Source organism: Sphingomonas faeni, from assembly GCF_040407505.1.
GTDB classification, from domain to species: domain Bacteria; phylum Pseudomonadota; class Alphaproteobacteria; order Sphingomonadales; family Sphingomonadaceae; genus Sphingomonas; species Sphingomonas faeni_E.
Map to the genome: position 1 here is coordinate 14,941 of NZ_JAPZPQ010000012.1, position 13,420 is coordinate 28,360.

Genomic DNA, 13,420 nt, shown 5'->3' on the forward strand with positions numbered 1-13,420 from the left:
TTAATATTGACTTTGTAATCATCAGTCGAGTTCGCGCTGGATTGTAGAATCGTATTCCGGAAGACGAGAAAAACATCCAGAACGTATGTTTTTAATATACGGGTTTCATTCAAGCTTTAAAGAAATATAAAGCGGCTTTGCGATAGGCTCTGTTTCCATGGGACTTTCTGAAACCGATCCATATCATGGAGGCTATGATACAGTAACTGTACTGCTTCATCTTCAGAACGCCATTTTGAAAATGATTGCCAAAGGTGCCGGGCTTGCACCAACGTGTACCACGCTGTGTGTAGAAGTAGAGCGGATCCTTCCGGAGGTAATCTGTTCGGTTTTAATAGTCGATGTAGCAGGCCTGCTTCATCCGCTGGCCGGGCCAAGCCTACCGGAAGCATATTCCCAAGCGTTGGATGGCCTGTCCGTCGGCCCGTTAGCCGGCTCCTGCGGTACTGCTGCCTATCTGAAAACAGATGTTACGGTCGTTGATATCGAGACCGACGTCCGCTGGGCGCAGTTCAAACACCTTGCACTTCCGCACGGGCTGCGCGCCTGCTGGTCCAGTCCGATATGTGATGCAGACGGTCGCGCGATCGCGACATTTGCTTTTTACTATCGCAGCGTCCGAGCGCCGACGGCCTTCGAACGCGAGGTGGTGGATAAGTGCGTTCACCTCACGCAAATTGCTATCGAGCGACATGAGCGTGTCCTCGAGCACCAGCGCCGGGCCTTTACCGACGCCTTGACGGGTTGCCCCAATCGGGCTGCGTATCATGCCGCACTTTCCAAACTTGAAGGCGCTGCGGTCGGTAGTTGGGCGCTGTTCGTGCTGGATCTCGATAATCTCAAGGTCGTGAACGACACGTTCGGGCATCATGCGGGTGACGAGCTTCTTCAGATTGCCAGCGACAGGATCGCAGCAGCGGTCAGCCCCGGGCGAACGTTTCGCGTCGGGGGCGACGAGTTCGCAGTCATTCTCCAGGTTCCTGAAGCTCTTCGTGATCTGGAGAACATCGCTGATGAGGTTCTAGGCGCGCTCTCGGTTGCTGCCGACTGCGGCGGGCATAGCATCGTCCCGCGCGCTACTATCGGAGGCGCTACATTCTCACCGGATGACGCCGGGGTGGGAAGTGTGCGGCAAAATGCCGACTTTGCCCTGTACCACGCCAAAGAGACCGGTCGTGGCGGCTTCGTACGATACTGGGCAGGGCTGCGCTCGAACATGACGCGGCGTATGGGCGCGATCAGGGACCTGAGCGCGGCTTTGCGAGAGGACCGGATCGAGGCCCATTATCAACCGATCTTCCGACTAGACACGCGCGAGATCGTCGGCCTGGAAGCGCTTTGCCGCATGCGCATCGGCGATAATCTGGTCTCAGCTGCCTCTTTTCATGAGGCGACTGCCGACGCCCAGGTTGCGACCTCACTCACTGCCAGGATGATGGCTCTTGTCGCGGCTGACCTACGCCGTTGGCTGGATCTGGGTATTCCGTTCCAACACGTCGGTATCAACGTCTCGTCTGCGGATTTAAGTGGCGGTGCCGTAGGACAGGTTCTAGCCGCAGCGCTCGAGCGCGAACGGGTCCCTCTCGATCACGTCATCCTCGAGGTAACCGAGACGGTGTACATGGGCCGCGGTGACCAAGCGATACAGCAAGCGATCAGGGCATTACGCGCTGACGGCATACGGGTCGCGCTGGACGACTTCGGAACGGGTTTCGCATCGCTGACGCACCTGCTCACCGTTCCCGTCGATGTCATCAAGATCGACAAACTGTTCGTTGATCACCTCGAACCCGACGGCGTCAGCGTGACCATCGTCGAAGGCCTTATCCGTATCGCGAAAAAGATGGGCATCAGGATCGTCGCCGAGGGGATCGAAACCGAAGAACAAGTCGAGCAGCTTCGTGCGATCGGTTGTACGTTAGGGCAGGGGTACATCTTCTCGCCCGCAGTTAACCGCGATACGACGACGGACCTTCTCCTTGGCCATGCGCAGGGCGTTGCACAACCGACGATTGCGACGCGATCTGGCGTGGGCTGATTGACGATCCAGCCCTGAAAGGAATGGAGCACTCAGCGGCAGGATGTCGGATTGATGAATTGCCGCAGTTGCGTGTTGCCGCGGATCATCGGGTGACGATCACCGTGTTTATCAGGCCTTACGGAACAGACAGCGGACCGGGCAACTGTCAAGGAAACCACGTCAGGAGGGCGTCCGACAGCGCCGTAGCGACAACGGAAGGGGCGCCCGTTCGTGTGCCGCTAGCGCGCACCGTGGTCGCCTGCCCCGTCCATACGACGTGATTGTCGCGGCGCAGCGATACCGTCACCTGGAGACGGGTTACGATCAGTCCGCGCAATTGATCCTTCCCCGAAGGCAAAGTCAGCGACAGGCCGCCAAGCCCGGCCGCCATGCCCGGTCGGTCTGATCGGTTGCTGCCGGACCGTACGACGCCGCGCTGTGTCTGCGATACCTCAACCTTGGCGACGTAAAGGCTGTGGTTCGCGTCGGGCAGGGGCAGGAAGGCTGTTCGAAGGAGGGTTCGCTGAACGGCGTCCGTGAACGTTTTCGTGATAGTGGGAGACGTGGTCGGACTGTCAGCAGCAACGATCGCTATCGTGCCCGGCTTCACCACGGATCCGGCAACCGGAGATTGCACTAGGGCTGCGGCCGCAGCGAAAAGGAGAACGTACATCTGACAGGCGCCGATCAATTACAGGAGTGAGGAGCGCCAACGGCATCGGGCCGGCAATCCGCGTTAAAGTGGTGATGAACCGTGATCAAAATCCGGTCGTGATCGCGCTCTCCGTTCGAGAGCTCTCTATTCGAGCTTCTCGGCGTGTCGATCAGCCCATTCCTTGCCCTCATCGCCTCCCCAGAGAAGCCAGGCGATGTAGCCGGCAGAAGGATCAGTGTCCGATCCCCACTCATATGTTTTGCCGTCTTTATCGACCTCATGACGCGCGAAGTAGCTATGCATCGACTTCACATCTTCGGCGGTCACATCGTCCTGCGCTGCCAGTTGCTCGGCGCGACGAACCCCGACGTCCGTACCGCCTCGCCCGAAATCGTCGCGTAACTTTAGCCCCTTCTTTGCATTGGCGGCGATTTTTTCAGTTGGTTTGAACGTATCGGGCATCATGCTCTCCCTGTGAGGATGTTCAAAACGCCTAGATTTTCGAACATATCCATGAGGGCGTAGCGGCGGAATTTGCCTCTGATCTTCCCAGGTGATGCTGCATGAATGGCCATGAGGTGGGGTGGGCCGAGACGGTGTTCTCAGGGGTTCCTGTCTCCTGACAACAAGGATTTAAATCATTGAGTTGATCGGAAACTAGCCTCGCTTGGAAGGTTCTAGAGCGAGCAAAGGAGATCGACATGGCAACCGAACAGCCGAACATTGCACCTGACGACATAAAGCCGGAGCCGAACGACGCGGATAACGCGGCGATCGTTTTAGACGATGCGCAGATGATCGAAACGCCGGGCGGCGGGGGGCTAGGCGGTGCCGATGCCGCGGATGTCCTGAGCGGATCGGAAAAGCTTAGCGGTGGTGCAACGCCGAACAGCCCTATCGATGTGCCAGTTCCACATGGCGGTGGTGGTGACCCAACTCGTGAAGCGCAGCTCAGATCGTTGAACGATGGCCCCAAGGAACCGCATACCAATCCGAACTGATCATCCCTGCAGCGATCCCGAGGAACATCGTGCTGTCTCTCGTGGACACCCCGGCGCCTCCGGGACGTTGAGTGCCTATGCATGATGATAGGACAGTTCGTCTAACGCGCCCGCGTTGTCTTCCCGTAGGTGTAAAGTCAGCCGCCTTGAGCATCGTCCGATGAGCGCTGATCGTAACCTGGCCGGGCGCCGCGTGGTAATCACCGGTGCATCGAGCGGTATCGGCGCGGCAACGGCGATGGCTTTCGCAAAAGCGGGAGCGCGGCTTGTCCTAGGGTCTCGCGGCGAGGACGGGCTGGACGACGTCGCGCAGCGCTGCGTCGAAGCTGGCGGCAGCGCAATCGTCCGACCAGTAGATTGCACCGACGCAGGCGCAGTGGCCGCATTCGCCGCTGAGGCGCGCGATCTGCTCGGTGGCATTGACCTGTGGTTCAGCTGCGAAGGCGTCGGTGTGCTTGGCCGGTACGAAGACGTCCCGATCGCGGATCACGCCCGTGTCGTCGATGTGAACCTCGTCGCCCACATGAACGGCGTCCATGCCGTACTGCCGATCTTCCTCGCGCAGGATCACGGCACTTGGGTAAACATGATCTCAGCCGGCGGTTTTGTCGCTACGCCTTATGCCGCGGCCTATTCGGCGAGCAAGTTCGGGTTGCGCGGATTCAGTTCCGCATTGCGCGGTGAGGTGTCAAAGCGCCCGCATATCCACATATGCGACGTCTGCCCGACCTTTGTTGATACACCCGGCGTCGACCACGCCGGTAACTATACAGGTGCCCGGCTCTCGTTGCCCCCAGGTTCGCTTGGACCGGAGACGGTGGCGAAGGCAGTCGTGCGGCTTGCCACGCACCCTCGTAACCTTACCGCCGTCGGCGCACCGGCAATCGCATTCAAACTCGGCGAGTTCGCGGCGCCGAACCTGCTGGCGGCGATCATGAGCGGCTTTCTCGACTCCTGGTCGGCCCGTGCGGCCGACGGCAACGACAACGACGGGGTGTTGTTCGAACCTGGCGTCCCCGCCGGTCCAGATGGTGGCCGGCGCGATCCACACCGGGGGCGCAAGGTGGCAGCCGCGGCGGGCGGTATGGCGATTCTTGGCCTTGCGGGGGTCGGTGTCTGGCTCGGCCGTCGTCGGTGATTGAGGACGACCGCTATCTCGCGGTGCGCTCGGGCATACGGCTATCGATACTGACGCCTCCGCTGCCGCGCAGGGCCTTCGAGACGGTCGATTGGGATACCCCGGCCCCCTCGGCGACGTCGAACGAAGTGCATTTTCTGGTCATCCGGTGATCAACTCGGCCGGGAGCCGCTGATGCTGGATCCTAAACACCATGCTGTCCCTAAGCCCGCTCAACACCAAGCCGCACCCATCAGGCGGCCCGCTAACAGCGGGGCGTCACTATCGTCGCTGCGCGATGCAACACATCTAACCCAAGTGACGTGAGACATGTCGCGTCCGCTCGCCTCTAACCCGGTCAAATCCGGGCCGCGCCAGGGTAGGCGAACAGGAGATCCGCATCGTCCGATGCGTCCAGATCCTCGTTTCCCGTCACGATAAGACATTCCCCTGCCTTCCACGCGATCCCGCCTACGCTTCCCGTGCCGCGTACCGGAACGAGCCAGCCTCGGGCATTCCCAGGCATATCGATCCTGCGATCACCGCCGGTCCAGCGTTCGAGAACGAACGTCGGGCCTTCGACCAGTATCTCACGGCCGGGTTCGACGACCCCGCCTTGGGGCTCCGCCGTCCAAGGATCGAGTTCCGCTACGGCGACGCCGTCGTCCAGATGGAGCTCCCTCGGTCGGCCGTAGTCGAACAGGCGATAGGTCGTATCGGAGTTCTGCTGGACCTCGATCAGCGTGAGACCCGCCCCGATCGCGTGGACGACACCCGACTTCGAATAAAAGAAGTCGCCTGGCTTGGCCGGCTTCCAGTCCAGTCTGCCTTCCAAGGTGCCGTTTTCTGCGCTTGCGCGGAGAACCTCTCGGGTCATGGGTTCCAAAGGACCTAAAGCGATCGTCGAGTCTGGCTCCGCGTCGAGTATGATCCAGCACTCGTCCTTGCCACGCGGAAGGCCACGTTTTGCGGCTTCCATGTCGGAGGGATGATTCTGCACGGATAGCTTTTCGCTGGTGAACAAATACTTGATCAGAAGCTCCGGGTCGGACAGTTCGGAGGATTGAAACCAGATCTCCCCGATCGGTCCGTCGTTCTCGGCCGGGTCTGTGAAGCCCCCGTAGAGGCTGTGGCGACCCCAGGGTTTCTCCACTCGTTTCGTCGTGAGCAGCTCAGCAGGCATGTCGTGTGTGTTCCTGATCGAGAAGGGCGGGTGGCAGGCCCGCTTGGCCAGCCATTCGCACAAGGTGGGCAGGTGGAGGTGGATTCGGATCTCTGGTCGAACCGACGTTCTCTCCCGATTTTCAGCCGCCCTTTCGGGAGGAGAAGGAAAGCGACGCGGGTTCGACGTTCCAGCCTCGAACCCGAAGCTCACCGAGCTTCCGGTCAGCCGGTATCTGCAGACGCAGTCGTCTCGTTTCGCCGGGGAGAAGGGAGACGTAGTTGTCCGTGAAGCAGGCAGGTAGTATCTGCACTCCCGCCGCATCGAACGGCGTCAGCTTTGCTTGGAGCACGGGCGAAGTGGACGTGTTGCGTATGATGACGTCGATCCCAGCATCGGAATTCGGTGACGTGCCACCAAACGCGATATCCAATCGGATCCTGGGCAGGTCGTCTAGCGCCTTGAACGCTGCCGGATCGCTCGCATCCCAGTAGAGATTTTCAGACAACAGAACGCCTTTGGCGCTCGTCGCCGTGAGCTTGACGAACCTCAATCCGTCATCCCTACCGACGTCGAGATTACGTATATCGGCTATGTCATCGGCTGCGGCGCTAACCACGGCCGACTTTGTGGCTAGTTCCTGCCCGCTGGGCGATACGATGCGAGCGGTGACCGTGACGTCCTGCAACGGGGCATTGGTGGTGTTCACCAGCGTTAGGCTGCGATCCGGCAGGTTCATCTGTATATGGATGGGCTCCGTCCCTTTACGCGTTCCATAGAAAGAAGCGTGCGTGTCGTAGTCGGACGAATAGATCTGAAAATTCGCCGATGGCCATGCCGGATGCGACATCCAGAGCATGCGGGCGCTGTTCGTTCTCCACAGCCCGGCATTCATGCCCTCGAAGATCGCACGATGGGACTCGTAGTTCAGCAGCTGAGCCTTGCGCTCGAAGTCGGGCAGGCTCGTCGCCTCCCCCAAGCGCAGCTTCATCGCATCCATGAAGCTGGCCACTGAGACCGCTCGTTCCTGATGCCAGTCATGGTAGGCCCAAGTGTCGTTTATAGGCCATTGATCGGCCCCGGGGACCGCCTTCTGCCACGCTTCGAGCGTGGGAAAGCTCGGCGTGCCTACTTCGACCGCGAAGCCCTTCGCGAAATCGGTGAAGTAGCCTTCCGGGGAACGCCAGTTGTATGGCCCGGATCCGCCAAGGTTTATGATCCGTGACGAACCCTTGTAAAGTCGGCCTCCATCCTCCTCCCAGATCATGTTCTGCAACGCCGTCTGCAGGATCGGCTGAGGTACACCCTCGTTACGACCGATCCACATAACGATAGACGGATGGGTCCTGAAACGTCGGACGACGTCGCGCGCGTTCTCCAGGAACAGAGGGACGTCCTCGGCTTCCGCGTTGTTGTCCTGCGTGGACTCCCAGAAATCGTTGAGGACCATCATGCCGTATTCGTCGGCGAGCTGGAAAAAGTTCTCCTCAGTGCTCTGGCCCATCCAGTTTCGGATGATGTTCAGACCGGCGTCGCGGTGAAGGCGAAAATAGGGTTCGAGCCGCTCTCGCTCCACCCGCTTCATCATCTCGTCCATGCCCCAGTTGCCGCCACGCGCCGCGATCCGGACTCCGTTGACCCTCAGGACGAGGTTCGGAGAAAGGCGCGGGTCGCTGACGACCTTGCGGACCGCCGGTGACAGCTCGGAACCGGGCCGCAACGAGTTCGCCCACCCATTGGGGACCTTTCGAAGAGCCGCGTTCCGCTCGTCGATGATCGGGGTCCCAAGTCGCTTCGCCTCCGCGAGATCGACCTCGACGCGCTCCAGGTCACCGTGCGGATCAAGCGAGGACAGTTCGTAGGTCACCTTCCGCATTCCGAAGGACAGCTGCCGTCGATCGGACACCGTGCCCCCGGCATCCACGGAAAGCCTGAGCTGGTGCAGCGCCGGGGCGCCATATCCGTTTGGCCACCAGAGCTTCGGGTTCCTAACGTGCAGGGCGGTGTATTCCGATGGGTTGAAGCGCGCCGTCACGGTCGACCTGGGCGGTACGCTGATCCGGCGAGCTACAGAGACATCGTCGAAGGCGGCGTTCACGGTAGTATCCATCGCGGTATCACCAACGTTCGTCACAGGCACGTCAATGAAGACATCCGCAAGCGAGTTATCGTCCTTGGGCAGATCCGTGGACACTTCGGGATCGCCGATAGCCAGGGGACCTGTGGATTGCAGTTCGACGCCTTGCCATAACCCGGTGTTGCGGTCGCGGATGCCGGGTATCCAATCCCACCCCTCGCTGGCGGTGAAGGTCGGGCCATCGATCATCATGGCGCCGCCATTCTCGCCCCGCCCGCCCGTCATCGACTGCTCATGGGGGATGCCGGGATGGGGCGGCGGGGATACGCGGATCGCGATCGCGTTCGAGCTACCGGGCATTAGCAGGCTCGTAACGTCGAACCGACCTCGCACGAAAGCGCCTTTGACGTCTCCCACCCGTCGACCATTGACCCAGACGTCGGCATGATAGTTGACGCCGTTCAGAACAAGCCGCTGCCTCTTGCCCCCTTCCGTTCGAGGAAGGGTGAATTCGGTCCGATACCAGTAGTCCTGCCGCGCAAGCCGTTCGGGGATGGCCATGTTATTCAGTCCCACGCGCGGGTCCGGATAGACCCCACGATCAACCAGGGTCGTCAGCGCGGTTCCGGGGACCGTCGCGTGAAACCATCTGCTTGCATCGTAGCCAGCGCTCGATAGCAGCTCCGGCGTGCTCGAGACGCTCGGAGCTTCGACCATTCTCCAGCCGTTGACCGCGAACAGGCCATCTTGAACCGGAGTCAGCGGGCTGCCTACCACCGCGGGCGAGGGCTGAGGGCGCGAGAACGGCGCGATGCCCTTCGGAAGGGTCCAGGCCCGCTGCGGCACGGCCTCACCGTACTGCGTTCGCACCTGAAGAGGCCAACTGGGGCTGTTTGTCTCGAAACGGACGAGATTTTCATCCGGCACGACTGCAGCCTCACTACGTATCCGTTCGGCGGAGTAGGCCTGCGGAGCGGCAACGAAAGCCGCGAGGCGGCCAGCATAGCCTGGCTTGCCGAGCGTGCGCGAGCCGAGCACGATCAGCGCTTCGGGCGAGGACGCCGACGTGGTCCCTTTACCGACTTCGCGCCCATTGACGTAGAGACGGGCTGTTCCGCCGTCGCTGACTGCGACCACGTGGTGCCATCTGCCGATCTCGAGCGGCCCACCGCCTCGGAGGGATCGTCCACCCATTGATAAGCTCAATCGTCCATCGACCAGATCCAACGAGCGCGAAGCATCGTCCCCGGGCCTGCCGACGCCGGCGACCTCGACCCGGCCAGGCACGAGCCTTGCCGGTTTGATCCAGGCAGACATCGTCCATGCCGCGCCTGCGGGAATGTGCTCGCCTTCGGCATAGCCCTGAGCGCGCTTCGATATGGTGTCCCCACCAGCGATGAACTCGGCGTCGTAGGGGCCAAACGCATCCATTTTCGGCTGCTGGAGTCGCGGGGAAGCCCAGTCGACCTGCTGCGCGGTTCCGGGGACCGCTCCTGCGGCCACTAACGCCAGAAGGACGCTCTTCAAAACGATGCGCTTCACTGCAATTCTCCTTCATGGGCGGCAATGCCGATTTCAAGCCCGCGCAGTTCGGCGAGCCCCCTGAGCCGCCCAATCGCGGAATAGCCAAGGTTGCTTCCCGACTTCTTCAGGTCGTCGAGTATCCGGTAACCGTGATCTGGACGCATTAGGATCGAACGCCGTCCCGACATCGATATCGAACGGATGGCCTTCATGATCGCGACCATGTCACTGGACCCACCCAGGTGTGTGGCCTCGTGGAATCCGCCACTTGCTTCGCGCCGCACGTTTCTGAGATGGAGAAAGTGAAAACGGTCGCCGAAGCGGCGTATCATCGCGGGCAGATCGTTCTGCGCGGCGACGTCGAAAGAGCCGACGCAGAAGCAGAGACCGTTCGAGACGTTGGGCACAGCTGCGAACAGCTTGTCCAGGTCGTCTGCGGATCCGACCACTCGCGGCAAGCCGAAGAGCTCGAAGGGCGGATCGTCAGGGTGGATCACCAGTCGCATGTCGAGCTCGTCCGCGAGCGGGCATACCGCGCGCAGGAAGCCACAGAGATTTTCACGCAGGTCTGCGCGTCGATCTCGCGATAGCCTTCTATCGCGGCAAGGAATGCCGCAGAGCCAAAGCTTTCCTCGCTACCGGGAAGTCCGGCGATGATCGTGCGCTCCAGGCAGTGACGCGCCGCGCTGTCCATCGAAGCGAAATAGACTGCGGCGCGAGCCTTGACGTGATCGGAATAGCTCCGTTCGGCCGAAGGGCGTCGCAGGATGTGAATGTCGTAGGCCGCCAGCGCTTCTGGTTCGAACCTCAAGGCCAACGCGCCATCGGGAAGCTCGTAGGCAAGATCGGTCCGCGTCCAGTCGAGAAGTGGCATGAAGTTGTAGGTCACCGTCGTGACGCCGCATGCATGGAGGTTGACCAGGCTCTTTTTGTAGTTCGCCAACGCGTCCTCCCGGCTCGGGCCGCCAAGCTTGATCGCCTCGTGAACCGGCAGGCTTTCGACCACCGACCACCTGAGACCGGCCTGCTCGATGAGCGCCTTGCGATGCGCGATCGCCTCGATAGGCCACACCGCGCCATTGGGTATCTCGTGGAGCGCCGTGACGACGCCCGTGCACCCGGCCTGTCGAATGTCGGACAACGAGACAGGATCAGGCGGGCCGAACCACCGCATTGTCTGTTCCATGGGGTATGGAAACGAAAGGGACCGATCGTTTATACGATTAGGCTCAGCATGAGAGTGAAAACGAGGCCGAACACGCCGACCAGCGTCTCCATGACCGACCAGGACCGGAAGGTGTCCGCCAGGCTCAGTCCGAAGTATTCCTTGAACATCCAGAAGCCGGAGTCGTTGACGTGGCTGCACATCAGGCTGCCGGCACCTATGGCGAGAACCATCAGACTGGGATCGACATGCTGCGAGGCCACCAACGGCTGCACCATGCCGGCCGCGGTCAGGCCTGCCACCGTGGCCGATCCCAGAGCCAGCCGGATCGCGAGGGCGATGGTCCAGCCGAGAACGAGAGGCGGAACGTGAAGTCCTGAAAGCCAGCCGGCCAACGCAACATCCGCCCCGCCGTCAATGAACACCTGCTTGAGCGCGCCGGCACCTGCAATGACGAGAAGAATGCCGGCGATGTCCTTGATGGCGTCGACCGAGCCTGCGGACATGTCGGAAGCGCGTCTGCCTTGCGCAACGCCGAGCACGATGCTCGCGATGAGTAGCGAACTGAGCATCACCACGTTCGCATCGCCTGCGACGGCAGCCGCCATCAGCACCTCCGGCCGCATGCCGTCAAAGGACGTGAGGAGGGTTGCACCGGCTAGCAGCGCGACCGGCAGGAGCGCGACCCCGAAACTGGCGGCGACGCCAGGAACACGAAGACTTTGCGAGCTACTGTCCGGCCGGGACATATGCGGCTTTGCCACTATGCCCTTTAGCGTATGGGCGAACAACGGCCCGGCAATCAGCAGCGTAGGAATCCCAACGATCAGCCCATAGACGAGGGTCCTACCCATGTTCGCGCCAAAGAGCCCGACGAGGGCTGTGGGGGAGGGATGGGGCGGCAGAAACCCATGGGCGATCGACAGACCGGCCAGCATTGGTATTCCAAGATATACCGCAGGCAGGCTCGAGCGCTGCTGGACCGACAGGATGAGTGGTACCATCAGAACGAAGCCGACGTTGTAAAACAGCGGAATCCCGACAAGGAACCCGGAGGCCGCCAGGGCAAGCGTTATCCGCTTTATCCCCGCAATGCGTATCAGCGTGTCCGCGATCCTGCGTGCAGCACCGCTGTCAGCGACGATCCTTCCGAACATGGCTCCAAGACACAGAATCGCGGTCAAGGAGCCGAGCATGTCACCGATACCGTGGTTCAAGCTGGTGGTGATGCTGGTCATCGGACGTCCGAGCAGCAGGGCCGCGACGATTGCGGCGATAAGGAACGCCACGAAGGGATGCAGCTTGACGACGGAGATCAGAAGCACCAGCGTCCCCACCGCGACCAGCACGGCAAGCAGGGTCATATTGAACCCCGGCGGATCACGTTGCGCTGAGAACCTGGTTCGGAAACATGCCGATCCACGCATCCTTCCGAACCGCTACTCATCGGCGACAGCATGATGGACGCGATCAATTCGCTACTCCTCGGTCGGCTGGTTCACAGTTGTCGGATTGGGAACTGAATCGACCCAGCGTCTCCAGCTCTCCGCCGATGTCGTCGTTGATCTTCGGGCAAAGCACGCCCTGAGGCATGAGGCGATCTTCGATCAGCATTGCGGCAGCCCCGATAGCGACGGCGTAATCGGGGGTGGTTGCCGGACATACCAGCGATCCGCCTCCGCGGAGTTTGCCAAGCGCTGTGGCTAGATCGACAGCGATCAGATCCGTGACGTAACCTCCCACGTACAACGTCGTGGGTACCGACCTGCCATATGCCTCGTGCAGAGCGAGATGAAGATCCCCTGCGCAATCGGCCACCGTGTCCTTGCCATCAGTTGTCGTCGTAGCGGTTGGCTTTGCTTCACTTGCCGCGTGCAACCTTGCGGCGATTTTCGCACCCTGGGGAATGCGCTTGGCCTCTACATGAAGATGCCCCGTGGACCGTCCGGTGACCGTCACGAGCGAAGGTGTGTCACTGAGATGAACGTACCCGAAGCGCTCTGCCTCATGATCGGTCCTTTGAAATGGCTCCATCGCCGCCAATGCGTCGTAGCTTGAGACGAAAGTCAGCTCGTTTTCCGAGGCAGGCTGATCCCCGCGCCCACCGAGCCTAACGATCGCGTTGGTGGCGGCTTCACCCCGGTCTGCATGGTCGATCCAAGAACCACACCGCGCCACGGCGACGCCGATGACTTTGCGCGCGTCGACGATTCCGCTGGCAGTCAGTTCAGCGACGGCGTCGACAATCGTAGCGCAAACCACCGCCTCGTCTGCGACATCTAGCGCCTGTGTCCGACGGTGAACGACCTGTCCGGCGAGATTGACGGCAACGAGGCGCATCATGGAGGAACCGACATCGACGCCAATGCAGATCGCTCGTTCCTTCACCATCTGCAGTCGGATCGCCGGTTGGCCCCTGTTACCGCTCGTTCGACCGGATTCCCGGACAAAGCCGTCCTTGATCAGAAGACCTGCGATGTTCGCGATCGCCGGCATGGATAGGCCGGTGACGGCTGCAAGCTCGCGCCGGGTCTTCTGACCGGACGTTCGAAGGATTTGCAGTAACATCCGCCGGTTCCACTCGGCCGCGACTTCCAGATTTATCCCGTGCAGCATGACGCACCGTCTCCACTGCTAAAAGAATGTCGCGGGCTCCGACTTCCATCGTGAGCCACGACCCAAATCAGCCACCGCAAGCG

Annotated in this window: 9 protein-coding genes and 2 pseudogenes; 3 read left to right on the forward strand and 8 right to left on the reverse strand. The window is 61.1% G+C overall.

What is annotated here, in order from left to right; translation table 11 throughout:
• Positions 1 to 157 precede the first annotated feature (157 nt).
• Entirely contained in the window at positions 158 to 2,038 is a 1,881-nt protein-coding gene (locus tag O6X71_RS20515; protein WP_353467512.1) for a sensor domain-containing phosphodiesterase, read from the forward strand.
• Positions 2,039 to 2,186: 148 nt separating this feature from the next.
• Here the strand turns inward: O6X71_RS20515 and O6X71_RS20520 are convergent, their stop codons facing one another.
• A complete protein-coding gene (locus tag O6X71_RS20520) occupies positions 2,187 to 2,411 on the reverse strand; it encodes a hypothetical protein (protein ID WP_353467513.1) in 225 nt (74 codons plus the stop codon).
• 408 nt (positions 2,412 to 2,819) lie between these two features.
• A complete protein-coding gene (locus O6X71_RS20525; protein WP_353467514.1) occupies positions 2,820 to 3,137 on the reverse strand; it encodes a hypothetical protein in 318 nt (105 codons plus the stop codon).
• A gap of 239 nt (positions 3,138 to 3,376) precedes the next feature.
• Here O6X71_RS20525 and O6X71_RS20530 point away from each other — a divergent pair, with 239 nt between their 5' ends.
• Both O6X71_RS20530 and O6X71_RS20535 read left to right on the forward strand, forming a co-directional pair.
• Positions 3,377 to 3,676 carry a hypothetical protein gene (locus O6X71_RS20530; protein WP_353467515.1) on the forward strand — a complete coding sequence of 100 codons (300 nt, stop codon included), beginning with the start codon at positions 3,377 to 3,379 and terminating at the stop codon, positions 3,674 to 3,676.
• Positions 3,677 to 3,836: 160 nt separating this feature from the next.
• Positions 3,837 to 4,814 (forward strand): SDR family oxidoreductase, encoded by a 978-nt coding sequence (locus O6X71_RS20535; RefSeq protein WP_353467516.1) that lies wholly within the window; start codon positions 3,837 to 3,839, stop codon positions 4,812 to 4,814.
• A gap of 37 nt (positions 4,815 to 4,851) precedes the next feature.
• Here the strand turns inward: O6X71_RS20535 and O6X71_RS20540 are convergent.
• From O6X71_RS20540 to O6X71_RS20565, 6 genes and pseudogenes are all read right to left on the reverse strand, one after another.
• A pseudogene (locus O6X71_RS20540) lies at positions 4,852 to 4,959 on the reverse strand (LacI family DNA-binding transcriptional regulator); the annotation flags it as partial.
• A 192-nt stretch (positions 4,960 to 5,151) separates the two neighbouring features.
• Positions 5,152 to 5,976 (reverse strand): class I mannose-6-phosphate isomerase, encoded by an 825-nt coding sequence (locus O6X71_RS20545; protein WP_353467537.1) that lies wholly within the window; start codon positions 5,974 to 5,976, stop codon positions 5,152 to 5,154.
• Between the two features lie 121 nt (positions 5,977 to 6,097).
• Positions 6,098 to 9,574, reverse strand: coding sequence for a glycosyl hydrolase 2 galactose-binding domain-containing protein (locus tag O6X71_RS20550; protein ID WP_353467518.1), 3,477 nt, complete (start codon positions 9,572 to 9,574; stop codon positions 6,098 to 6,100).
• A pseudogene (gene uxuA, locus O6X71_RS20555) lies at positions 9,571 to 10,742 on the reverse strand (mannonate dehydratase). The gene O6X71_RS20550 and the pseudogene uxuA overlap by 4 nt, the downstream one beginning before the upstream one ends.
• A 29-nt stretch (positions 10,743 to 10,771) precedes the next feature.
• Entirely contained in the window at positions 10,772 to 12,085 is a 1,314-nt protein-coding gene (locus tag O6X71_RS20560) for a gluconate:H+ symporter (protein WP_353467519.1), read from the reverse strand.
• A 106-nt stretch (positions 12,086 to 12,191) separates the two neighbouring features.
• Positions 12,192 to 13,337: a hypothetical protein gene (locus O6X71_RS20565; protein ID WP_353467520.1), complete on the reverse strand. Its 1,146-nt coding sequence runs from the start codon at positions 13,335 to 13,337 to the stop codon at positions 12,192 to 12,194.
• Between the last annotated feature and the right edge of the window lie 83 nt (positions 13,338 to 13,420).